The sequence below is a fragment of the Anaeromyxobacter sp. Fw109-5 genome (assembly GCF_000017505.1).
Taxonomy (GTDB): Bacteria; Myxococcota; Myxococcia; order Myxococcales; family Anaeromyxobacteraceae; genus Anaeromyxobacter.
Map to the genome: position 1 here is coordinate 4,446,625 of NC_009675.1, position 22,920 is coordinate 4,469,544.

Sequence of the window (22,920 nt, forward strand, 5' to 3'; positions counted from 1 at the left end):
AGCGCCCGTCAAGGCGGCGGCTGCCCGCCCGCGCCCTGGCGCCCGAGCTCAGCCGCGCCGCGCCGACCGGCGCGAGTCGATGGCGCGCAGCTCACGCACGGCGTCCACGTGGCGCGGGTTCACGGCCACGGCCGCCCGCAGGAGCCGCTCGGCGGCGTCGTCGTCGCCGTCGTCCCTGGCGAGGAGCCCGGCCACGTAGAGCGCGCGATCGCAGGCCGGATCCCGCGTCGCCTCCGCGAGGAGCCGCCGGGCGCGGTCGCGATCGCGCGCCCGCGGATCGGAGAGGCAGGCGAAGGCGAGGGCGGCCTGGTACTCGGGGCGCGGATCGACCCGGACGGCCGCCTCGTAGAACGCGCGGGCCCGCGGGAGGTCCCGCGTGCGCAGGCAAGCCTCGCCCTTCTCGAAGTCCGCCCGCGCGACCGCGGTCCGCCCCGTCGCCGCCCCGGACCGCTCGGCGAGCCAGGCGGCGCGCTTGCGGTCGTCGGAGAGCACCTCGTAGGCCTCGTTCACCGCGATGAAGAGCTCGCGCACGGTGTCCGCCAGGTCGGCCGTCTCCGGGCTGACGAAGCGGTCGGGGTGGAACTGGCGCGCGAGCGCGAGGAACGCCCGCTTCACCTCTTCTCGCCCCGCGCCGTCGGCCAGGCCGAGGCGGGCGAAGAGGTCCTTCTCCCGCGCGCGCGGCGCCACCGCGAGGAGCGCCTCGCGCAGCGCGGCGTCGCCGGGTGCGCCCGAGGAGCCGGCCGCGGCGGCTGGCCCGCCGCCGGCGGTGGCGGTGACGGCCGGGCCCGCGCCCGGGGGCCGCGCGCCGAACGGCCCGACGCCCATGTTGCGCATCGCCCGCAGCAAGAGGCGCTGCCGCCGGGCGCGCGCCTCGCCGGAGTCCGTCCGGCGCTCGACGCCGGCCCGCGCCCCGCCTTCGCCGTCGCGCGGCGCCGGCTCCGACCCTGCCGCCCCGTGCTCCGGGGCGCCCCCTGCTGCCAGATCGATCGTCTCCCGCGCTCCCGCCGACGTGGCGGGCACGGCCAGCTCGAGGAGGAGCAGCGCCGCGAGCAGGGCCATGGCGCGGTCTCGCGGCACCCCGGCCGCGCCGAGGAACGCGTCGAGCGAGAGCGGCGCCGCGAGCCGCGCCACGAGCATGCGCTCCGTCGCCCCGAGACCCCGGGCGAGCTCGGGCTCCGACTCCGCGTACGCGCCCACGAGCCTGACGGCGCCTTCCGCGAGCGGCCGGAGCGTCACGCCGACGAGGTCGGCGGCGGCGGGCGCCGAGAGCGCGTCGGCGAGGACGCGCAGCGGCGAGAGCAGCCCGGCCCGCGTCCACTCCGGCACCTCCACGCTCGCCTCGAACGCGAAGGGCCCGGCGGCCAGCGCGGCGAGCTGGGCGACGTAGCCCGCCTGCTGCTCCTCCAGCGCGCGCTCCACCTGTACCCGTGAGGCCGCGCCCATCTCGACGAGGATCTCGCCGTGGGGCCGCCGCGTCTCCGCCATCCGCACGAGGCTGAGGGAGAGGGCGTCGATGTCGATGACGCCGGCCTGGAGCAGCATGTGCCCGAGCGGACGGAACCCGACGAACACCTGGGCGCCGACCGGGGCGCCGTCGCGGAACCACAGCCGCGAGGTGCCGCCGCCGTGCGCGATCTCGAGCACGCCGTTCGCGCGCCGCTCGCGCGCCTCGAGCACGACGGCGGCGAGCGGCGTCCGGGCGAGGTCGCCGGGCGCGTCGAGCAGGCTCATGAGCCGGGGATCTTACACGCTCGGGTCAGCCGCCGCGAACCGACGCCAGCGCCGAGTACAGCGCCACCCCGGCGGCGACCGCCAGGTTGAGGCTGCGCATCCCGTCGCGCATGGGGATCCCCACCCGGCGTTCGGGCCAGGCGGCGAGCAGCGCGGGTGGCAGCCCGAGCTGCTCCTGCCCGAACACGAGGAAGTCACCAGGAGCGAACCGCGCCTCGAACAGGCTCCGTCCGGCGCGCGCCGTGAAGAGGTGCAGCTTTTCGATTTGACCCCGGAGCGCACGCGCTTCAAAGTCGGCCCAGTCCCGGTAGAGGGCCGGAGCGACCTCCGGCCAGTAGTCGAGCCCGGCCCGCCGCAGCCGCTTCTCGTCGAGGGAGAAGCCGAGCGGCCCGACGAGGTGGAGCGCCGTGCCCGTCACGGCGCAGGTCCGCGCGACGTTGCCGGTGTTGGGAGGGATCTGCGGCGAGACGAGGACGACCTGGAAGGGCGGATCGACGGAGGGCAGGGTCGGCATGGGCGGCATCGGGATCGTGAACAACCCGCGGTCGCGGCGCAACCGGCGCGATCCTCGCATCGCCGGCCGGCTCCGCGCGCTCCTGGGCGACGACGGCGAGGTGATCGACGCCTCGACCCCCGCCGAGCTGGCCCGCGCCGTCGCGCGCCTGCGCGCGGCGGAGATCGACGTCCTCGGCGTGAACGGGGGCGACGGGACGGCGCACGTCGTGCTCACCGCGTTCGTCCGCGCCTACGGGACGGCGCCTCTCCCGCGCCTGCTGCTCCTGCGCGGCGGCTCCATGAACACCGTCTCCCACGGGCACGGGATCCGCGGGCGTCCGGAGCGGCTCCTGCGCGAGGTGCTCCAGCGCCGGCGGCGCGGCGAGCCGCTGCGGACCGTCGAGCGCGACCTCCTCGCCGTCTCCGCCGACGGCGGCCCGCCCGGCTACGGCTTCATCTTCGGCACCGGGGCGGTCGTCTCGTTCCTGGAGGCGTACTACGCCACCGGCCGCACCTCGCCCGCGACCGCCGCGGCGCTCGTCCTCCGCGCCATCGGCTCGGCGCTGCGGCGCGGGTCGTTCGCCGAGGCGCTCATGCGGCGGCAGCGGCTGCGCGTGACCACGGACGGCGACGAGTGGCCGGACGTGCCGTACCTCGCGCTCCTCGCGGGCGCGACGCCCGACATCGGCTTCGGGTTCAAGGCGTTCGCGCGCTGCGACGAGCAGCCCGGCTCCTTCCACGCCGTCGGCGTGACGGCCAGCCTGCTCCCGCTCGCGCTCGCCCTGCCCCGCATCCGGCGCGGCGCCCCCTGGCGCCGGGCGCTCGCCCAGGACGAGGTCGCCCGCGAGCTCGTCGCGGAGGGGGACGGGATCCGCTTCACGATCGACGGCGACCTCTACGCCGCCCGGACGTCCTTGCGCGTGACGACGGGACCGGGCGTCGCCCTCGTCCTGCCGTGATACCCTTCGCCGGAGACCTCGACCATGCGGCTCAGCCACGCGGGCATCACGGACGTCGGACGGAAGCGGGCCCACAACGAGGACGCCTACCTGCTCCTGCCCGAGGAGCAGCTCTACTGCGTGGCCGACGGGATGGGCGGCCACGCCTCCGGTGAGGTCGCGGCGCGCCTCGCCGTCGAGGAGATGGCAGAGTTCTTCCGCCTCACCGGTCGCGACGAGGAGGCGACCTGGCCGTACAAGCTCGACCCGGCCCTGAGCTACGACGAGAACCGGCTGCTCACGGCGGTGAAGCTCGCGAACGTCCGGATCCACGAGCGCGCGCAGACCGACGCGAAGCTGCACGGCATGGGCACGACGTTCGTCGCGGCGAGCTTCCCGAAGAGCGCAGAGACGCTCCTCGTCGGCCACGTGGGCGACAGCCGCGCGTACCTGTACCGCGCCGGACAGGTGCGGCAGCTCACCGAGGACCACTCGCTCCTCAACGACTACCTGCGCACGCGCCGCCTCACGCCCGAGGAGGCCGAGGCCTTCCCGCACAAGAACGTCATCGTGCGCGCGCTCGGGATGAAGCCGGCCGTCGAGGTGGACCTCGTGAAGGAGGAGCTCCGCGACGGGGACGTCGTGCTGCTCTGCTCCGACGGGCTGTCCGGGATGGTCCCCGACGCGCACCTCGGGGACATCATCCGGGCGAGCCACGGCGATCTGAAGCGGGCCGCCCAGACGCTCGTCGAGGCGGCCAACCAGGCGGGAGGGGTGGACAACGTCACCTGCGTGCTGGTGGGCGTGGCCCGGTAGATTCCGACGCGTGCCTCGGGGTCGGGGGTCGAGGTCGAGGTCCCTCGACTCCGCGGCTCCGCTGTGCGGAGGCGCTACGGCCGGCCGCGGTGAACCTCGACCACAGGTGCCGGGTCGGGATCCTGCGCCGCCTAACCCCTCACCCGCTCACTCCCCGCCGCGATCACCCGCACCACCTGCTCTCCCGCGGCGACCGCCGTCCCTTCCCACAAGATCGCCTCGCGGACCAGCGCGCCTGCCCCGACGCGCGACCGCTCGCCGAGCACGGTCCCCGGACCGACCACCGCGCCCGGGCCGACGTCCGCGCCGGCGCAGACGAGGGCCGGTCCGGTGACTCGCGCGGCAGCGTCCAGCCGCGCCGTCGCCGCCGCCCTCACGCCCGGCGCGATCTCGCGGGTGCCCGCGAACGGGTCGGCGCCCCCGAAGCGCGCGAGCGGGACGCGCCCGGCGAGCACGTCCGCCGTCGCCTCGAGGTAGCGCGCGGGCGTGCCGAGATCGTTCCAGTACCCCTCGACGACGCGGCCGCGCACCGCGCCCGACGCCATGAGCGGCGGGTACACGTGCCGGTTGATGTCGCGCTCGAACGGCGCGCCGGCGACGCGATCGAGCAGCGCCGGCGACAGGACGTGCACGCCCGAGAAGTGCCACGGCGAGAGCCCTTCGCCGCCCGGCCCGTACGCACCCGCGATGCGGCGCACGGCCCCGCCTGCGTCCGTCTCGACCGTCGCGTACCGCGCGCCGGCGGGCATGGGCAGGAGCACCATCGTGGCGAGCGCGCCGGAGGCGAGGTGCTCCGCGACGGCCGCGGCGAGATCCACGTCGAACAGGACGTCGCCGTTCACGAGCACGACGCCATCCGCGCCCGCGAGGTGCGGCCGCGCCTCCCGCAGCGCACCCCCGGTCCCAGCGATGACGGGCTCGCGCGAGACGGCGAGCGCGATCCCGAGCGCGCGCGCGGCGTCCTGCGCCGTGGCGGCCATCCCGTCCGGCAGGTGATGGACGTTCACCACGGCGCGGCGCACCCCCGCGCCGGCGAGCAGCGCGAGCGAGAAGCGCACGAGCGGCACCCCGCAGACCGGCACCGCCGGCTTCGCCACCCGCTCGGTCAGCGGCCGGAGCCGGGTGCCCAGCCCGGCGCAGAGCACCATCCCGACGACCTCACCCATCGCGTCCCTCAGGGGAAGACCGGCTCGAGGATCGCCGCGGCCTCGGCGAGGAACGCGCGGTCCCCGGTCCGGAAGGCGGCCGGGTGGTCCGAGTCGACGTCGATCTGCGCGAGGTAGCGCTCGCCGCGGAGGATGGGGAAGACGATCTCGGAGCGCGTCTCCAGGTTGCAGGCGAGGTAGCGCGGATCCGCGGCGACGTCGTCCACCAGCACCACCTCCCGCGTGCGCGCGGAGAGGCCGCACAGCCCCTGGCCCACCGGGATGCGTACGTGCGGCGTCTCCCGGCCGGCGAACGCGTCGAGCTCGAGCACGTCGCCGCGGAGCACGTAGAGGTAGACGCCGGTGTACCGCGGGAGCCGCTGCAGGATGGCCGCCGCCTCGGCGAGCGCCTCGCGGTAGGGGCGGTGCGCGGCGGCGCGGAGCGCCTCGAGCGCGCCTGCGCGCTGGGAGTCCATGGTAAAGCCGAACATAACAGATGGTCCCCGCGGCGCGCCTTCGCCTCTTCTACTTCCTCTATTACGGCACGGTCGGCACGAACCTGCCGTACTTCGCCGCGTACCTGCGCGGCCTCGGCTACACGGGCGAGCAGATCGGGACCGTCCAGATGCTGCCGTCGCTGGCCGCCCCCGCCGTCGCCATCTCCTGGGCCAGCTGGGCCGATCGCACCGGCTCGCCGGCCCGCGCCCTGCGCCGCGCCGCGCTCGTGGCGGTCTCCGCCGCCGCGCTGCTCCCGTTCGTGCGCTCGCCGCTCGCGATCGGCGCCGTCCTGCTCCTTCAGGCGCTCGGCGAGCGCGCGGTCGTACCGCTCGTGGACTCCGTCTCGCTGGAGTGGTCGCGCGCGCGCCCGGGGACGTCCTACACCGGGCTGCGGCTGTTCGGCTCGCTCGGCTTCGTCGCGATCGCGCTCGCCGTCGGCAGCGCGCTCGCCGCCCGGGGCGAGCGCCCGGGCGACGTGCTCGTCCCCGCCACCGTCGCGCTCGGCGTCGCGGGCTACGCCCTCGTCGCGCGCACCATCCCCGCCGCGCCAGCCCACCCCGGCGCCCGGCCCGGTCTCCGCGACCTCGGGCAGCTCGCCCGCGAGCCGCGGCTGCTGCTCTTCCTCGGCGCCTGCGCCCTGCACTGGGCGGCGTGCGCGCCCTACCACCTCTTCTTCGGCGTGCTCGTGCGCGACCGCGGCCTGCCCTCCGACGTCACCGGCCTCGGCATGGGCGCGGGCGTCGCGGCCGAGATCGGCGCGCTGCTCCTCTTCCCGCGGCTCGCGCGCGGCCTCTCGCTCCGCCGCCTCCTCTCGGTCGCGTTCCTCGGCAGCGCGGTGCGGTGGGTGCTCGTCTCGCGCGCGGAGGCGGCGGGCGCGATCGTCGCCCTCCAGCTCCTGCACGGGCTCACCTTCGGGCTGTTCTGGGGCACCGCCATGGACGCGATGGCCGCGTTCGTGCCGGGACGGCTCCGCGCCACCGGCCAGGCGCTCTTTGCCGCGACGGTGTTCGGCGCCGGCAACGCGCTCGGCTACCAGCTCTCCGGCGCCGGCTACGATCACTACCGCTCGGCGGCCCCGCTCTTCGCCTGGGCGGGAGGCCTGGAGGTCGTGGCGCTCGTGTTTGCGCTGTCGTTTCTCGGACGTAGACCCGAACGGAGCGAGCCCCGATCGGGCCAGAGGACGGGCGCCTCCCCTGTGCGGCAGAATGACTAATCAAGGGTGTGACGGCCAAGTGGCCGCTCGCAGGCGATCGGGATGGTCGGGCCACCATCCCATGCGATGGCGGGTTCTCGCGGACCGCGGTCGGGCCTGGGGCGCCGGTCACACGTGACACATCTGACACACCGCAGCATCCGGCTCCTCCTCTGAACACCCACCGGAGTCCCGTCCCGCCCAGGAGGCGACGATGGGTTTCCTGAGCAGCGTCTTCGGAGAGAAGAAGGACACGCATCCCGCGCTCGACCGCGACAGCGTCGCGGGGCGCCGCATCGCGCAGCGGCAGCTCGAGCTCGAGTCGTTCGTCCGCAAGGTGAAGGACCGGATCGAGCTCGTCCCGGCACAAGACGCCACCTACGTCTTCATCGGCAAGCCGCCTGGCAGCTTCGGCGTGGCCTGGCTCGCCGACGGCCGCGAGCAGAGCATGAAGACGCTCATGCAGGAGCGCGGACTCTCCGCGGCCAACGTCCAGATCCTGTCGGACCAGCTCCGCGACGTGTACAGCGCGCACATGAACGAGGAGCGCTACCAGGCGGACATCGCCGGGAAGAGCGTCCTCGTGACGCCATCGGACGCGCTCGCGGCGGACGTGCGCCGGATCGTCGACGCCGTCGCGAAGTGAGCGCCCGCTCGGCGTGAGCGTGCGCCGGTCCGGCCCGCTGGGCCGGGCCGGCGCAGCTCCGTCGCTCAGTGGATCCCCCTCCCCTCCTCGAGCTCCCTGCGCGAGACGCGGAGGTGGTTCTCCACGTCGTCCACGCCGAGCACGTCCTCGCACGCATCCTCGATGCGCCGCTTGTCGCGGCGCTCCGCGACGGTGCCGGTCAGCGTGACCTTCCCTTGCTCGACCCTGATCTCGACGTCGGCGGCGTCGATGCCGCTCCACATCAGCCGCTCGACGATGTCGTCGAGGATCCGCTCGTCCGAGCGGCGATAGCCCTTCGGCCCACGGCGGTGCCGCGGCTCCCCCGCTCGCTCCATCCGCTCGCGCTCCGGGGCGCGGCCCCACCGCGGGTGCGACTCGTGCTCCGGCCTCCCTGCGTACAGGCCGTACGCCGTGCCGAACAGCCCGCGCCCGTAGCCGGAGCCTCCCTCGGATCCTCGCACGCCGCCCGGCCAGCCGAGATCGCCGCCTTCCATCACCTCGCGCCGCTCCTCGGACGCCGGTCGCTCGCGAGCGCCCGTCGGATCCCCCCACACGCGCCGGTACCGCTCGTCCTCCAGGTACCGCTCGTCCTCCAGGCGCCACCCCTCGCGCCCGCTCCTCCACCCGCGCTCACGACCCTCGCCCCACCCCTCGTCCTCTCTCCCGTACCGTCCCATCGCCCCTCCTCGCGGTTCATCCAAAGATTCGTCCCGGGCGGGCGCGAGGGGAAGCGGGCCGGGGAGGAGGCGGAGCAGGGGGCGGACGCGCGTTCGCTCAGCGGAGCTCGCGCAGACGCCGCGCGCCGACGACGCTGCGCAGCACGAGGAACAGCTCCGCCGCGGCGATGGCGTCGGAGAGCGCGTCGTGGGCCTGGTAGTCGGGGAGGCCGTACTCGCGGCGCGCGCGAGTGAGGTTCAGGACCGGCAGCACCGGGGGGAGGTGCGGATCCTTGAAGGGGGAGCGGCGCTTCGCGCGGATGAGGAGGTCCACCGTGTCCACGACGCGCGGGGCCGGCCAGCGCATCCCGCACCGGCGATAAGCGTCCTTCAGGAACGCCACGTCGAGGGCGCGGTGGTGGACGAGCAGCACGCCTTCGCGGAGCCGTCGATCGACCTCGCGGAGCACCTCCCCGATGGCGGGCGCCTCGCGCAGCTCGCCCGCCACGAGCTGGTGCGCGCGCACCGAGTCCGGATCGATGATGCGTCCGGGCGGGGGGCGCACGAGCGAGTAGTAGGCTTCGCCGAGGCGCAGCGTCCCGTGGCGGATGGGGAGCATGCCGATCGCGATGATCGGATCGCGACGCGCGTCGAGCCCGCCGGTCTCGAGATCGAGCGCCCAGTAGACGACGGAGTCCCAGGCCGGCGAGGAGAAGAGCACGCTGACAATCCTACCGGCGTCGCGCCCGGTCGGGCTCGTGGCCCATCAGAATTCCGTCTTGAAGTGGAACGCCCCCGCGTCCTGCCAGCTCTTCACGGCCCGGAGCGCGTCCTTGAGGCGGGTGCGCTCGAGCGGCGTGAGCTCGGCGAGCGCGACCTGGTTCGTCACCGGGTCGCCCGCGGCGATGCGGCGGAGCTGCAGCCGGAGGCGCAGGCCGATGAGGTAGCGGTAGGCCTCCGCGACCCGCGTGGCGACCTCCTCGTCCACCTTGCCGGCGCGCTGGGCGCCGTCGATCCGCTCCAGCGTCCCGCGCGCGCGCAAGCCGGCCTCGAGGCCGTAGCAGCGCGCGAGGAAGACGATGGGCGAGATCCCGTGGGCCTTCAGGTCCACCACGGACGAGGTGCCCTTGAGCCGGAGCAGCAGGAGCGGCGGGGGGCGGAAGTCGAGCGCGGCCTTGGCGAGGAAGCGCAGGAAGACGGGGCGCCCCGCCGCCTCCGTGAGCGCCGCGTCGAGGGGGTCGAGCCCGAGCGTGCCGGCCACCCGGCGGAAGTCGAAGAAGATGGACGCCTCCAGCAGCGCCTGGGGCGCCGGGGCGTCGATCCAGCCGCGGAAGCGGCGCGTCCACTCGGAGAGCGGCCCGTGCCAGCGCTTCGCCATGTAGCCGCCGGGGCACTCCGGGAACCCGGCGGCGACGAGATCCTCGTTCACGCGCGCGGCGAGCGCCGCGTACCACTCGCGAGCGGCCTCCCCCTCGTCGGCGTACACGAGCGCGTTGTCCTGGTCGGTGAGCAGGGTCTGCTCCATCCGCCCCTCCGACCCGAACGCGATCCAGGCCCACGGCGCGGGGGCGGCCCCCAGGTCCGCCTCGGCCCAGCGGAGGATGCGGTGCACGAGCGCGTCGTTGAGGCGCGCCACGAACCCGGAGATGGTGGACGCCTCGAGGCCGCCGGCCAGGAGGACGGCGGTCATCTCCGCGACCTTGCGGGCGTAGCCGGGGAGGCTCTCGCGCGAGGGGAGCCGCTCGACGCTCCGGAGCACCGCGACCGGGCCGGACGCGCTGTGCTTCAGGAGGTCTCCCGCCGTCACCACGCCGACGATCTCGTCCCCGCGCACCACCGGGAGGTGGTGCACGCCGGCGTCGAGCAGCGTGCGCCAGGCCTCGTAGATGGGGGTGCCCACCGTGACGGTGCGCAGCGGACGCGAGACGATGCGCGTGAGCGACGTCTCGGGCCCGAGATCGTCGGCGAGCACGCGGTTGCGGAAGTCGCGATCCGTCACGATGCCGGCCGGCGCGCCGCGCACCAGCACCGACGAGATCGACGCCTCGCGCATGATCCGCGCGGCGTCCCGCACGGTGGACGTCTCCTCCACCCAGACCGGCGGGCGCTTCACGAGCTGCTCCACCGCCCCCGAGACGTCCGCGCGGAAGGTCGCGACCGGCGACTGCTCCAGGCTCGCCCGCAGCCGCTCCGCGAGCCCGGCGGCGAAGTGGCCCGCGAAGCTGGCGTCGCCGAGCAGCGCGCGGAAGGCGGCGCCGGGCAGCCGGTACGCCACGAGGTCCTCCTCCACGACCACGTCCAGCGTCGCCTCGCCCGAGACGAGCGAGGTGTAGCCGAACGTCTCGCCCTCCTCGAGGAGCTGGAGCGTCTGGCCGTCGCGCTCCAGCCGCACGGCGCCCTTGCGGATGACCCACAGGTGCTCGAGGGGCGCTCCGCCGACGCGGACGAGCTGCTTCCCGGCCGGCTCGAACACGACCTCGACGTCCCGCACCGCCTCGTCGAAGAGCTCGCGGCGGAGCGTCGCGAAGGGCGCGGTCGCGCGGAGGTACGCCACCGGATCCACGGTCGTCGTCGGTTCGGCCACGGGGACCTCGCTCGGAATCACTCCGGACCTGGCGACGGCGGCGCCCGGGCGGCGCGCCGCCTCCGCTCAGACCAGGTCCGTCTGGTAGTGGTACGTCGCCTTCTCCTGCCATCGTCGGATGGCGCGGAACGAGTCCTTCACCCGGGTGCGCTCCGCGCCGGAGAGCTCGTCCAGGCGCACGATGTCGAGGAGCGGCCGGTGCTCGGAGAACGCGCGGAGCTGCAGGCGCAGGCGCAGATCCAGCAGGAACCGGTAGGCCTCGGACACGGAGGCGTGGAGGGCCTCCGCCATGAGGCCGGCCGCGCGCGCCGCCTCGAGCCGCTCGAGGGTGCCGCGGGCGGTGCTCCCCACCTCGACCGCGTAGCACCGCGCGAGCATGACCACCGGCGCGATCCCGTGCTGCTTCAGGTCGACCTCGGCGCCGCCGCGCAGGCGCAGGACCATCCCGGGCGGCGGCGTGAAGCGCAGCGCCTCCCGCGCCAGCGACCGGGCGAGGTGACGGGTGCGGGCGCCGCGGGCGAGCGCGGTCTCGAGGGGCGCGACGTCGAGGGGACCAGCCGCGCGGCGCAGGTCGTAGAGGATCGCGGCGGCGGCCGGGCGGTGCTCCACGCACGCGTCGATCTCCTCCTTCCACCAGGAGATCGTCCCGTTCCACCGCCGCGCCATGCGGCCCCCGGGGCAGGCCGGGAACCCCGCCGCGACGAGGTCGGCGTTGAGGTGCTCGGCGAACGCGTGGAACCACGCGCGGTGCGGCGCGCCGGCGTCCTCGTAGACGAGGGCGTTGTCCTGGTCGGTGAGCAGCGTCTGCTCCATCCGGCCCTCCGAGCCGAGCGCGACCCACGCCCAGGCGCCGGGCGCTGGCCCGAGGTCCGCCTCGGCCCACCGGACCAGCCGGGCGAGCAGCGTGTCGTTCAGCCGCGCGACGAGCCCGCCGATCCGCGGCGCGTCGACGCCGCCCGCCACGAGCGCCGCGGCCATCTCGGCGACGCGAGCGGCGTAACCGCGGAGGCTGTCGCGCCCGGCGAGCCGCTCGACGGCGCGGAGGACGGCGACCGGCCCCTGGGCCGAGCAGCGCAGGAGGTCGCCCGAGGTGATCACCCCCGCGATCTCGCCGTCGGTCACCACCGGCAGGTGGTGGATGCGCGCGTCGAGGAGCGCCGTCCAGGCGGCGTGAAGCGGCGCCTCCGAGGGGACGAGCTGCAGGGGCCGCGTGAAGACCTCCGTCACGGGCGTCGCCGGCGGGAGGCCGTCCGCGAGCACGCGGTTGCGGAAGTCGCGGTCGGTGACGATCCCGGGCGGATCCGTGCGCACCAGCACCGAGGAGATGCGGTGCTCCCGCATCACCCGCGCCGCGTGCGCCACGGTGGCGTCGCGCTCGACCCAGACCGCCGGCCGCACCACGAGCCGCCCGACCTCGATCGAGAGATCCGGCTGGCCCGAGAACGCGGGCGCGTGCGCCAGGCTCGACTTGAGCCGGTCGGCGAGCCCGACGGCGAAGTGCCCGGCGAACGGGGCGTACCCGAGCAGCCTGCGGAAGTCGGCGCCCGGCAGCCGGTACGCGAGGAGATCCTCGTCGACGATCACGTCGAGCGTCGCGCGCCCGCTGATGAGCGAGGTGTAGCCGAAGCACTCGCCCTCCTCGAGGACCTGCAGCGTCTGGCCGTCGCGCTCGAGGCGCACCGCCCCTTTTCGTACGACGTACAGGTAGTCGAGGGGACGCCCTCCCGCCGACGTGAGGCGCGTACCCACCGGATAGAAGCCGACCTCCAGGTTGCGCGTCGCCGCGGCGAACTCCGCCGCCGGCAGCGCCTGGAACGGGGGGATCGATCGCAGGTAGGCGATCGGGTCGATCGCGACGGCCATCCGCGGAGGAGCTTAGCACGCGCCCCCGCGGCGCCCTCCGCCCCGGAGCGGTCAGCCGAGGGTCTGGTAGTGGTACGCCGCGCGGGCCTGCCAGCGCTTCACCACGCGGAAAGCGCGCAGCAGCCCGGCGCGCTCCGGCGGGGCGAGCGCGTCGAGCCGCACCCGGTTGGCCGGCGGCTCCCCGGCCTCGAGCGCCCGGACCTGCGCCCGCAGCTGCAGCCCCAGCAGGAACCGGTACGCCTCCCCGATCTCGGCGTGCGCGTCGGCCGAGAGCACCCCCGCGCGCCGGGCCGCCTCCAGGCGCGCGAGGGTCGTGCCGGAGGTCGCGCCCGCCTCCAGGCCGTGGCAGCGCGCGAGGAAGACGAGCGGCGAGAGGCCGTGCCGCTTCAGATCGACCTCGGCGCCGCGCCGGAGCGACAGGACGAGCGGCGAGGGCGGGCTGAGCTCGAGCGCCTCGATCGCCAGGAAGTGGAGCAGGCGCGACGCGCCGGCGCCGCGGGCCAGCTCGGCGTCGATCGCGGCGAGGGGGAGCCGCCCGGCGAGGCGGCGGCGGTCGAGCAGGATCTCCGCGTCGTGCGCGTCCGGCTTGTCCACGCAGGTGGCCGCGCGCCGGACGAACCGCGAGAGCGGCCCGTGGTCGTGCTTCGCCATGTGGCCGCCGGGGCACTCCGGGAACCCCGCCGTCACCAGCGCCTCGTTCACCCTCTCCGCGAGCGCCGCGTACCACGCCCGGGACGCGTCCCCCTCATCGGCGTACACGAGCGCGTTGTCCTGGTCCGTGAGGAGCGTCTGCTCCATCCGGCCCTGCGATCCCCAGGCGATCCACGCGAACGGCGCGGGCGGTGGGCCGAGCTCCGCCGTCCCCCAGGTCACGAGCCGGCGCAGGAGCGCGTCGTTCACTCGCGCGACGACGCGGGCCACCTCCGGCCCGTCGACGCCGCGGCGGAGCAGCGCCGAGACGATCCGCGCGACGCTCCGCGGATGGCCGGCCAGCCCGGCCCGGGAGCGGAGCCGCGCCGGGCGCAGGCAGGCCGCCGCGTCCGTGAACGCCATGACTCCAGAATACGCGCGCGGTCGCTCGCCGTCGTGCCTACCCCCGGGCCGGTCGGGCTACAATGCGCGCATGCGAACGAATCGGGTGCGCGTGGGGCTCTACGGGCTCGCCTTCCACGCGGTGGTGGTCGCGGCCTACCTGGGCGTGGCGCGCTCCAATCGTGCTCCCATCGACGCCCGATTCTGGACGGTCGGCGCGCTTTCCCTCTTCGCCGCCTCATTCATCGTGTATGCCCTGCTCGTCGCGCCCTACGTCGCGCGCCGGGTTCAGAAGCGCGGCGTCGCGTTCCTCGACGCCGCCATCGGCATGGCGGCCGAGCCCGCGGTCGCGATCCTCGCCACCTTGCTCTACTCGGTGGTCTCTGCCGGGCCGGCGCTCCGCGAGGGGGCGGGCGCGTTCGCCGGAGCGCTCGGCGGCCTCACCTACGTCGGGCTCCTCTGGCTGGCGGCGAACTTCGCGACCCAGATCCTGGTCCTCGGAAACGCGGCGGGGTTCATCGGGTTCATCCTGCTGAAGCTCCTCGCCGCCCGCGCCGCGCGCACCGCGTAGCGCGCGCCGCCCGCGAGAGCGGGGGATGACCCGCGCGGGCTCGGCGCCGGTGCGCCCAAGCAGTCGCCGCCGTGAGCCGCGCTTCCCCGTCTCGCGCGGTCTCGTTGACACGGTCGACGGGTGGCCGTAACTGAAGCACGGGTGCGGCGCCGGCCGGAAGCCGGCGCCGCAGGCATCCGGAGCAGTCGGGCCGCTGCTTCACGGTCGGATGGGTCCCGTCGGCGACTCGCCGCTCGTGAGACGGCAGTCGTCCTCCGTCTCCTCGAGGAGCGAGTCGCTCGACGCGATCGTCTTCGTGACGCCGCTCGCGGCTCACGCAACGGAGGCACGAGGATGGGACCGACGCGGCCGACGCCGCCCCGGACGCCAGCCGTCCCGCTGTTCGCCGCGGTCGTCCGGCCGCTCCAGGCGTTCCTTCGCCTGGAGGCGGCGAGCGGGATCGTCCTGCTGAGCTGCGCGGTGGCCGCCCTCGCGCTGGCGAACTCGCCGCTCTCCGACGAGTACCGCGCGTTCTTCGACACGACCCTCGGGGTGCGGGTGGGGCCCCTCGCGGCCGAGTTCAGCCTGGCGATGCTCGTGAACGACGGGCTGATGACGATCTTCTTCTTCGTCGTCGGGATGGAGATCAAGCGCGAGCTGGCGGTCGGAGAGCTCCGCACGCTCCGCCAGGCGCTCCTGCCCCTCGTCGCGGCCCTCGGCGGGATGGCGGTCCCCGCCGCGATCTTCCTGGCGTTCAACGCGGGGACGCCGGCCGCCGCAGGGTGGGGCGTCCCGATGGCGACGGACATCGCCTTCTGCGTGGGCGTCCTCACCCTGCTGAAGGCGCGCGTCCCGCACGCGCTCGTGGTGTTCGTCACCGCGCTCGCCATCTTCGACGACATCGGCGGGATCCTCGTGATCGCCCTGTTCTACGGGCACGGCCTCCAGCTGACGTGGCTGGCGGCCGCGGGCGGCCTGACCGCGGCGCTCGCGCTCATGTCCCGCTCCTACGTACGCAGCCTCGCCGCGTACGCGCTGGTGACGGCGGCGCTCTGGTACGCGCTCCACCACGGCGGCATCCACGCGACCATCGCGGGCGTCATCGCCGGCCTCGCCATCCCGGCGCGCGCGCGCGTCTCGCCGCGCGCGGTGCTCCGCGGGGTCGCCGACCACACGGCCGAGCTCCTCCGCGCCGCGGAGGACGAGGACCTCGACAGCGCCGCCGTCCTGGAGCTCGAGGAGCGCATCGAGGACGTCGAGTCGCCGCTCGGGCGCTTCGTCCACGCGCTCCACCCCTGGGTGGCGTTCGCGATCATGCCGGTGTTCGCGCTCGCCAACTCGGGGGTGGACCTGCGCGCCCTCGAGCCCGCGCAGCTCGTGGGCCGGCTCGCCGTCGGCACGGCGCTGGCGCTCTTCGCCGGGAAGCTGGTGGGGATCTTCTGCTGCACCTGGATCGCGGTGCGCTCCGGCCTCGCGCCGATGCCCGGAGGAGCCAGCGCGGCCAAGCTCATCGGGGTCTCCGCGGTGGCCGGGATCGGGTTCACGGTCGCCCTGTTCATCGCGGGGTTGGCGTACGGCGGCGGGACGCAGCTGCTGGACGAGGCGAAGGTGGGGATCCTCGCCGGATCGCTGGTGTCGGGCGTCGTCGGGGCGCTGGTCCTCCGCCTCACCCCGCGCGTGTCCTCGCGCTCGCCCGCGCCCGAGCTCTCGGTGGCCAGCGCGAGCTGAGCGGCGGGACCTTCGCGGCGGCGAGCCCCACGGCGGGGACGGCCGCGACCGGCGTCCCCCTTCGAGGGGCTCGCACGCCCGGCAGCGCGCGCGTGCGGCGCTCGCCGGCCTCGTTGACAACCGGGTGATCGGGTCCTAACTGACGAGACGGGTGCGGCGCGTACGGACGCGCAGCAGGTACCGGAGCAGTCGGGCCGCTGCTTCACGATCGGGCTGGGTCGCGGCAGCGACGCGCCGTTCGTCCAACCGGGCCGCCGCGTCCCGTCGGGCAGCGTCGAGTCGTGTCGCCCTCCCACTCCGTGCCGGAGCGGTCCCTCGTGCGGGACGCTCCCGTGGAGCGGACCATGTCGACCGCGCGCGTCGTCGCGGATGTTCCTCTGCATCGGGCGCGAGCCCGACGTCACGATCTGCTGGTGGGAGCCACCGTCGCCGGCGTGCTCGCGGGAGGCGCCGCGATGGCGTGGGTCGCGGCGAGCGCCGCGCTCGCGGGCTTGCCCTCCTGGCGCCCGCTCGCCGTCGTCGCCGTGACGCTCCTCGGTGAGGAGGCGGCGAACGGAGGCGCGGGCCCCGTCCTCGGGGGCCTGCTCCTGTGGACCGGGGTCTCCACGGCGCTCGCGCTCGGCTACGCGGCGATCGTCCCCCGGGACTTCTCCTTCGCGTCGTCCGCCCTGGTGGGGGTGGCCTACTCGTTCGTCGTGATGGCGCTCATGACGACGACGGTGCTCCCTCGCGTCAACGCGCTGATGCGCGCGGAGATGGCGGAGATCGGCGGGGCGTGGGTGATCGCCTACGCCGTGTACGGCCTGGGGCTCGGGCTCGTCCCCCGCCTGCGACGGCGCTGGCTGGCCATGTAGCCCGGGTGCGCCAGGTTACCGCACTCCTCGCGCCGAGTCGGTTGGACCACCACCCATCGGCGCGCCGGGTGGCGCTGCGGGCCGTGCGACGATGAACCTCGAGGCCCTGCATGACGACCCGGCGACCGCAGCTGAAGGTGACGCTCGTCGGCGACGATCTCTCCGCCGGTGCCGGATCCGCCCTGCGGAGATCCGCCGTGCTCCCCGAGGTGCGCGGGCGCGTGCTGCACGTCCTGCGGGTGCTGCCGGGAGGACACCGGAGCGCTCGAGGCGAGGAGGCGGTCGAGGAGGCCCGCGTCGCTCTGCGGGAGCGCGCCGAGCAGATCGTCGGTCAGGCGCGCCTCGACGAGCTGCCGAGAGGCGCCCTCCGCGCCACGGTCGTCGAGGGAGAGCCCTTCGTGGAGCTCATCCGGCACGCCCGCGCGGTCGACGCAGACCTCGTCCTCGTGGGCGCTCACGCGCGGAGGACGTGGCGGGACGGTGTCGTCGGCACGACCGTCGAGAGGATCATCCGCAAGGGAGACACCCCCGTGCTGGTCGTGAAGCGGCCGCCCCGCAACGCCTACCGGAGGGCCGTCGCGGCCATCGAGGCGTCGGATGCCGCGCGGCGCGTCCTCGATCTCGCGGTCGCGCTGCTCCCATCCTCGGGCGCGAAGCTCACGGCGTTGAGCTGCTTCACGGTGCCGTTCGAGACGGAGATCTCCGGCGGGGTCCGGGAGGTGGCCGCTCGGACGCGCCGGGAGTACCTGCAGGAGCGCTCTGCGGCGTGCCAGCGTCTCCTCTCGAGGATCGAGGCGCTGCGCACGGTGACGCTGGAGCTCGCGGTGGTGCACGGGGATCCCCGCGTCGAGGTGCTCCGCCGCATCGAGCGCGAGCGCGCCGATCTGCTGGTGCTCGGGACCCACGCGCGCTCGGGGCTCGCGCACGCGCTGCTCGGCAGCACGGCGGAGTGGCTCATCCGCGCCGCCCCCTGCGACGTCGCCGTCACCCGACCCGCGCGCTTCGCGTTCGAGCTGCCGTGAGCGCCATGCGCGCCGCGGTGCCGACTCGTTGGCCGCGGAGGGGCGCGCGATGACGTGGGCCGTGCTCTTCCTCGCCAGCGCGGCCGTCGTGGTCCTCGCCGGGACCGTCCTCTCGCGCCAGGGCGACGCCATCGCGGAGCGGACCGGCATCGGGAGGGTGTGGATCGGCTCGATCCTGCTCGCCGGCGCGACCTCGCTGCCCGAGCTCGCGACGGACGTGTCGGCGGTGCGCCTCGGCGCGGCGGACCTGGCGGCGGGCGACCTGTTCGGCAGCAGCATGGCGAACATGCTCATCCTCGCGGTGATCGAGCTCGTGGCGCCCCGCCGCCAGGTGTTCCGCAAGGTGACGCTGGATCACGCGCTCGCGGCGTGCCTGGCCCTCGTGGTGACGGCGTCGGCGCTGGTGCTCGTCGTGCTGCGTCCGTCGGGCGCGTGGCTCGGCGTGGTCCCCCCCTCCACGCCGCTGCTCGTGGCCTACGCGCTCGGGACCCGGGCCGTCTACCGGCACGTGAGCCGCGCGGGCGACCGCGAGGGACCGCCCGCGATGGTGATCCCGCGGGCGAGCGCCGCGCCGCCGCTGGGTGCGGCCCTCGCGCGGTTCGCCGCCGCCGCGCTCGTGATCCTGCTGGCGTCGCCGCTCTTCGCCCTGTCCGCGAAGGAGATCGCCGTGCTGACCGGGCTCGGCGACAGCGTCGTCGGCGCGTGGCTGGTCGGCCTCTCCACCTCGCTGCCGGAGCTCGTCACCTCGCTGGCCGCGGTGAGGATGGGCGCGCTGGATCTCGCGGTCGGCAACCTCTTCGGGAGCAACGGGTTCAACATGGCCATCTTCCTCGCGCTCGACCTGGCGAGCCCGGGCGGATCCGTGTTCGCCTCGCTGAGCCCGGTCCACGTCGTCACGGGATTGTTCGGGGTCCTGCTCACCGGCCTCGGATTGGCGGCGATCGTGTACCGCGCCGAGCGGCGCTTCGCGATGGTCGAGCCCGACGCGCTGCTCATCGTGGTCGCCTACTTCGTCGGGTTGGGGGCCATCGGGCTCTACGCCGCGAGGATCTGACGCCCGCCGGGGCGGGACGCTCGTGACGCGGCGATGGCTGCCTGTGCCGAGCGCCCGGCGCGAGCCGCTCGCGTGGACGAAAACAGGGCGGCCGCCCCGGAGGACGGCCGCCCCGGACAGCGAGGACGTATGCGAGCGCTAGCGCCCGCTGCCCGCCTTCGCCATCGGAACGACGGCCGGGTGCTCCGCCTCCTTGGGGTAGCGGAGGCTGCGGACCATGTCCTGGACTTCCCTCGGCGGCTCCTTCGTCGCGAGCGACACGGCCGTGAGGACGGCGAAGTTGAGGAGCATGCCGACGGTGCCGATGCCCTCGGGCGAGATGCCGAACCACCAGTGCGCGGGGATGTTCATCGCGGGGTTCATGAACTTGAAGTAGATGATGTACGACGCGGTGAACACGATGCCGGTCGCCATGCCCGCCATCGCCCCCTCCTTCGTCGCCCGCCTCCAGAAGATGCCCATGATGATGACGGGGAAGAACGAGGAGGCCGCCAGGCCGAAGGCGAAGGCGACCACCTGCGCCACGAAGCCCGGTGGGTTGATGCCGAAGTAACCCGCGATGAGCACGGCCACGCCGGCGGCGCCGCGGGCCCACATCAGCTCCTGCTTCTCGGTCATGTCCGGCTTGAGCACGCCCTTCATGAGGTCGTGCGAGATGGCCGCCGAGATGACGAGCAGCAGGCCCGCCGCGGTCGAGAGCGCCGCCGCGAGGCCGCCCGCCGCCACGAGCGCGACGACCCAGGCCGGCAGCTTCGCGATCTGCGGGTTGGCGAGCACCATGATGTCGTTGTCCACGTGGATCTCGTTCTTCGAGGTCGGGACCTTCGCGACACCGGGCGCGTAGTTCATGATTCCGTCGCCGTTCTTGTCGGTCCAGGCGACGAGCTTGGTCTTCTCCCAGTCCTTGAACCACTGCGGCGCGCTCGCGTACGGCTTGTTGTTGATGGTCTGGATGAAGTTCGACTTCGCGAACACCGAGACGGCCGGAGCGGTCGTGTAGAGGATCGCGATGAAGACGAGCGCCCAGCCCGCGGAGGAGCGCGCGTCGCGGATCTTCGGCACCGTGAAGAAGCGGATGATGATGTGCGGCAGACCGGCGGTGCCGACCATGAGCGCGAAGGTGATCATGAAGACGTCGATGGAGCTCTTGATGCCCGACGTGTAGGCCGGGAAGCCGAGGTCCTTCTGCACGTTGTCGAGGGCCTGGAGCAGGTAGGTGCCCGCCGGGACTCCCAGGATCTCCGAGCCTCCCGGGCTCACCGTGCTGCCGTACCCGAGCTGCGGGATCGGGTTCCCGGTCAGCATGATCGAGATGAAGATCGCGGGGAGCAGGTACGCCACGATGAGCACGCAGTACTGGGCGACCTGCGTATAGGTGATCCCCTTCATGCCGCCGAGCACGGCGTAGAAGAAGACGAGCGCCATGCCGAAGACGACGCCCATGTTGATCGACGTCTCGAGGAAGCGGGAGAAGACGATGCCCACGCCGCGCATCTGGCCGGCGACGTAGGTGAACGAGACGAAGATCGCGCAGAGCAGCGCCACGATGCGCGCCGCGTTGGAGTAGTAGCGATCGCCCACGAACTGCGGGACGGTGAACTTGCCGTACTTGCGCAGGTAGGGGGCGAGGAGCACGGCGAGCAGCACGTACCCGCCGGTCCAGCCCATCAGATACATGGAGCCGTCGCGGCCGAGGAACGAGATGAGGCCGGCCATCGAGATGAACGACGCGGCCGACATCCAGTCCGCGCCGGTCGCCATGCCGTTGAGCACCGGGTGAATCGACTTCTCTGCGACGTAGAAGTCACCGGTCGACTTCGCCTTCGCCCAGATGGCGATGCCGATGTACAGCGCGAAAGACAATCCGACGATGAGCCAAGTCCAGCCGAGGATTCCCATGTGGCGTCTCCTGTTCTCTCGCGATGTGGGCTACGTCTCGTAGACGCCGTACTTCTTGTCGAGGCGGTTCATGAGCCAGACGTAGACGAAGATCAGGACGACGAAGGTCACCTCCGACCCTTGGTTGGCGAACCAGAAGCCGAGGGGGAAGCCGCCGAGCCGCCCGGCCGCGTCCAGCTGGTTCGCGAAGACGATGCCGAACAGGTAGGAGACCGCGAACCAGATCGACAGCAGCACGACGATGTAGGTGAGGTTTTGCTTCCAGTACGACAGCTGGTCTTCCGCTTTCATGAACCGGCTCCTTGTTCAGGTGGTGAGCGGCGATTGCTCCGGGACACTCGCCGCTCGTTCCCTTCCGTGAAGCGGAGATCAGCCTACCTCGGCGAAGTTTTTTCGCGCAAGCGCTGCGTCGAATAACCCGATTTGCGCGTGCGGCGAATTGACGCGGATCATAGCCCGCCGCCCCCGCGACGGCGCCCGGCGGCGAAATCCGGCGCGCGCGACCGCGAGCAAGCCCCGCCGCCCGAGCGCGGACGGCCACGAAGCTCGACGCGCGACAGCCACGGCCCCCACGCGAGAGGCCGCAGGCCCAGCGCCGCGAGGCCGCGCGCGACCCGCCGCTCAGGCGAGCGGGCGAGCCCCACGCGCGCCGCGGCACGCAGGTGTTGGGGTCAGACGAGGAAGAGGACCGTCACCAGCACGAACAGCGGGACGAGCACGGCGCCGCTGTAGGCCATGTAGCCGAAGAAGCCCGGCATGCGGACCCCGCTCTGCTCGGCGATGGACTTCACCATGAAGTTGGGGCCGTTCCCGATGTACGTGTTCGCGCCCATGAAGACGGCGCCGAGCGAGATGGACGCGAGGAGCCCCGCGCCGGCCTCGCTCGCCACGAGCAGGCTGAGGTTCGACGCGTCGGTTTCGAGCAGGCCGCTCGCGGCGGAGGCGAAGGTCAGATAAGTGGGCGCGTTGTCGAGGAACGACGAGAGCACCCCGGTGGCCCAGAAGAACTGCCAGGGCTCGGTGATGCCGAGCGCGCTGCCGCGGGCGTTCAGGATCTGCAGCGCCGGGATCATCGTGCAGAAGATGCCGGCGAACACCACGGCGACCTCGACGATGGGACCCCAGGTGAACCCGTTCTCGCGGCGGAGGTCACGCGGAGTCGTCCACCAGGACAGCGCGACCATGAGGAGCATGCCCGCCTCCTGGACGCCCGCGGGGAGCCGGAGCGACCCCGCGGCGAGGAGCACCCCCACCACGCCCGCCAGGTAGAGGAAGTTGAGCCTGCCCGCGATCGAGAGCGGGACCTTGTGCGCCTCGGCCTGCTCGTCGAGGTCGCCCGGCGTGGCGATGTCCTCCTTGCGGAAGATGGTCGAGTCCACGACGTAGAAGATCGCGACGAGCGCCCCGTTCACGAACAGCCACTCGAGCCAGAGGCGCATCGTCCAGAGGAACGGCACGCCGCGCAGGAAGCCGAGGAAGAGCGGCGGGTCGCCGAGGGGCGTGAGCAGCCCGCCCGCGTTGCTCACCACGAAGATGAAGAACACGACGACGTGCGCCACGCGCTTCCGCACCGAGTTCGCGCGGAGGAGCGGCCGCACGAGCAGCATGGAGGCGCCGGTCGTGCCCACGATCGACGCGAGCACGGCGCCGACCGCGAGGAGCGCCGCGTTCAGGCCCGGCGTGCCGGAGAGCGTCCCCCGCAGGACGATGCCTCCCGCGATCACGAACAGCGCGCCGAGCAGCAGGATGAACGCGACGTACTCGTGAAGCGTGTGGAGCACGACCGTGTGATCGTGCGTGGCGATCCACGCGATCACCGGGATGCCGAGCACCGCGCTCAGGATGGCCTTGTTGTGGTTGTGCTCCCAGAAGTGCGGCGCGACGAGCGGCATCACCGCGATGGCCAGCAGGATGAGCGCGAAGGGCGCGACGCTCCACAGCGGGAGGATCTCCCCGAGCTGGGCGCCGGAGCTCGAGGCGAGCGCGGCGCCGGGTGCCGCCACCAGGGCGAGAGCGAAGGCAGCGAGCGAAGCGACGAGTGAGCGGGGCATGGCGCCGCAAGTTACCACAGCCCGAAAGTCCTCGGCGCACATGTTGCGCGCATCGGCTGCGCGCGGCCTCGCGCCGCACGTTCGCGGAGAGACAAAGACCCCAGCGCCGCCCTGTCCACGGCAATGCACCGATTGACGGCGCAAA

21 protein-coding genes are annotated in these 22,920 nt (G+C 73.7%); 9 read left to right on the forward strand and 12 right to left on the reverse strand.

Annotated features, from left to right (window positions below; all coding sequences use genetic code 11):
* Positions 1-48: 48 nt before the first annotated feature.
* Both ANAE109_RS19570 and ANAE109_RS19575 read right to left on the reverse strand, forming a co-directional pair.
* On the reverse strand, positions 49-1,731 hold the full coding sequence (locus tag ANAE109_RS19570; protein WP_012098625.1) for a DUF4388 domain-containing protein: 1,683 nt from the start codon (positions 1,729-1,731) through the stop codon (positions 49-51).
* A 25-nt stretch (positions 1,732-1,756) separates the two neighbouring features.
* On the reverse strand, positions 1,757-2,245 hold the full coding sequence (locus ANAE109_RS19575; protein ID WP_049768750.1) for a tRNA (cytidine(34)-2'-O)-methyltransferase: 489 nt from the start codon (positions 2,243-2,245) through the stop codon (positions 1,757-1,759).
* Between ANAE109_RS19575 and ANAE109_RS19580 the strand changes: the two genes are divergently transcribed.
* Positions 2,244-3,185 (forward strand): diacylglycerol kinase family protein, encoded by a 942-nt coding sequence (locus ANAE109_RS19580; protein WP_041448530.1) that lies wholly within the window; start codon positions 2,244-2,246, stop codon positions 3,183-3,185. The genes ANAE109_RS19575 and ANAE109_RS19580 overlap by 2 nt on opposite strands.
* 24 nt (positions 3,186-3,209) lie before the next feature.
* Complete coding sequence (locus ANAE109_RS19585; RefSeq protein ID WP_012098627.1) at positions 3,210-3,980, forward strand: Stp1/IreP family PP2C-type Ser/Thr phosphatase; 771 nt, start codon at positions 3,210-3,212, stop codon at positions 3,978-3,980.
* Between the two features lie 131 nt (positions 3,981-4,111).
* Here the strand turns inward: ANAE109_RS19585 and ANAE109_RS19590 are convergent, their stop codons facing one another.
* Both ANAE109_RS19590 and ANAE109_RS19595 read right to left on the reverse strand, forming a co-directional pair.
* Complete coding sequence (locus ANAE109_RS19590) at positions 4,112-5,146, reverse strand: sugar phosphate nucleotidyltransferase (protein ID WP_012098628.1); 1,035 nt, start codon at positions 5,144-5,146, stop codon at positions 4,112-4,114.
* An 8-nt stretch (positions 5,147-5,154) separates the two neighbouring features.
* Entirely contained in the window at positions 5,155-5,601 is a 447-nt protein-coding gene (locus tag ANAE109_RS19595) for a GAF domain-containing protein (protein WP_049768646.1), read from the reverse strand.
* A gap of 20 nt (positions 5,602-5,621) precedes the next feature.
* Here ANAE109_RS19595 and ANAE109_RS19600 point away from each other — a divergent pair, with 20 nt between their 5' ends.
* Positions 5,622-6,836, forward strand: a complete 1,215-nt coding sequence (locus ANAE109_RS19600; RefSeq protein WP_012098630.1) for an MFS transporter — start codon at positions 5,622-5,624, stop codon at positions 6,834-6,836.
* Positions 6,837-7,029: 193 nt separating this feature from the next.
* Positions 7,030-7,461, forward strand: coding sequence for a hypothetical protein (locus tag ANAE109_RS19605; RefSeq protein ID WP_012098631.1), 432 nt, complete (start codon positions 7,030-7,032; stop codon positions 7,459-7,461).
* A gap of 65 nt (positions 7,462-7,526) precedes the next feature.
* Here ANAE109_RS19605 and ANAE109_RS19610 read toward each other — a convergent pair whose 3' ends face one another.
* The 5 genes from ANAE109_RS19610 to ANAE109_RS19630 form a co-directional block, all read right to left on the reverse strand.
* Entirely contained in the window at positions 7,527-8,159 is a 633-nt protein-coding gene (locus ANAE109_RS19610; protein WP_012098632.1) for a BON domain-containing protein, read from the reverse strand.
* Between the two features lie 97 nt (positions 8,160-8,256).
* The gene (locus ANAE109_RS19615) at positions 8,257-8,859 is read right to left on the reverse strand and encodes a 3'-5' exonuclease (RefSeq protein WP_012098633.1); all 603 of its coding nucleotides are present in this window, start codon (positions 8,857-8,859) and stop codon (positions 8,257-8,259) included.
* Positions 8,860-8,904: 45 nt separating this feature from the next.
* Positions 8,905-10,722 carry a DUF294 nucleotidyltransferase-like domain-containing protein gene (locus tag ANAE109_RS19620; RefSeq protein WP_012098634.1) on the reverse strand — a complete coding sequence of 606 codons (1,818 nt, stop codon included), beginning with the start codon at positions 10,720-10,722 and terminating at the stop codon, positions 8,905-8,907.
* A 66-nt stretch (positions 10,723-10,788) separates the two neighbouring features.
* Positions 10,789-12,585: a DUF294 nucleotidyltransferase-like domain-containing protein gene (locus ANAE109_RS19625; protein WP_012098635.1), complete on the reverse strand. Its 1,797-nt coding sequence runs from the start codon at positions 12,583-12,585 to the stop codon at positions 10,789-10,791.
* Between the two features lie 51 nt (positions 12,586-12,636).
* On the reverse strand, positions 12,637-13,638 hold the full coding sequence (locus ANAE109_RS19630) for a DUF294 nucleotidyltransferase-like domain-containing protein (protein ID WP_012098636.1): 1,002 nt from the start codon (positions 13,636-13,638) through the stop codon (positions 12,637-12,639).
* Positions 13,639-13,708: 70 nt separating this feature from the next.
* Between ANAE109_RS19630 and ANAE109_RS19635 the strand changes: the two genes are divergently transcribed.
* The 5 genes from ANAE109_RS19635 to ANAE109_RS19655 all read left to right on the forward strand — a co-directional run bounded on the left by ANAE109_RS19635 (position 13,709) and on the right by ANAE109_RS19655 (position 18,825).
* On the forward strand, positions 13,709-14,188 hold the full coding sequence (locus ANAE109_RS19635) for a hypothetical protein (RefSeq protein WP_012098637.1): 480 nt from the start codon (positions 13,709-13,711) through the stop codon (positions 14,186-14,188).
* Between the two features lie 333 nt (positions 14,189-14,521).
* Positions 14,522-15,895 (forward strand): Na+/H+ antiporter NhaA, encoded by a 1,374-nt coding sequence (gene nhaA / locus ANAE109_RS19640; protein ID WP_012098638.1) that lies wholly within the window; start codon positions 14,522-14,524, stop codon positions 15,893-15,895.
* A 413-nt stretch (positions 15,896-16,308) separates the two neighbouring features.
* Positions 16,309-16,749 carry a hypothetical protein gene (locus ANAE109_RS19645; protein ID WP_041448532.1) on the forward strand — a complete coding sequence of 147 codons (441 nt, stop codon included), beginning with the start codon at positions 16,309-16,311 and terminating at the stop codon, positions 16,747-16,749.
* Between the two features lie 110 nt (positions 16,750-16,859).
* Positions 16,860-17,771, forward strand: a complete 912-nt coding sequence (locus ANAE109_RS19650) for a universal stress protein (RefSeq protein ID WP_012098640.1) — start codon at positions 16,860-16,862, stop codon at positions 17,769-17,771.
* Positions 17,772-17,820: 49 nt separating this feature from the next.
* The gene (locus tag ANAE109_RS19655; RefSeq protein WP_012098641.1) at positions 17,821-18,825 is read left to right on the forward strand and encodes a sodium:calcium antiporter; all 1,005 of its coding nucleotides are present in this window, start codon (positions 17,821-17,823) and stop codon (positions 18,823-18,825) included.
* A gap of 138 nt (positions 18,826-18,963) precedes the next feature.
* Here ANAE109_RS19655 and ANAE109_RS19660 read toward each other — a convergent pair whose 3' ends face one another.
* From ANAE109_RS19660 to ANAE109_RS19675, 3 genes are all read right to left on the reverse strand, one after another.
* Positions 18,964-20,724, reverse strand: a complete 1,761-nt coding sequence (locus ANAE109_RS19660) for a sodium:solute symporter family protein (protein ID WP_012098642.1) — start codon at positions 20,722-20,724, stop codon at positions 18,964-18,966.
* Positions 20,725-20,754: 30 nt separating this feature from the next.
* Positions 20,755-21,015 (reverse strand): DUF4212 domain-containing protein, encoded by a 261-nt coding sequence (locus ANAE109_RS19665; protein ID WP_012098643.1) that lies wholly within the window; start codon positions 21,013-21,015, stop codon positions 20,755-20,757.
* A gap of 380 nt (positions 21,016-21,395) precedes the next feature.
* Entirely contained in the window at positions 21,396-22,775 is a 1,380-nt protein-coding gene (locus tag ANAE109_RS19675; protein ID WP_083776963.1) for a sodium:proton antiporter, read from the reverse strand.
* Positions 22,776-22,920 lie beyond the last annotated feature (145 nt).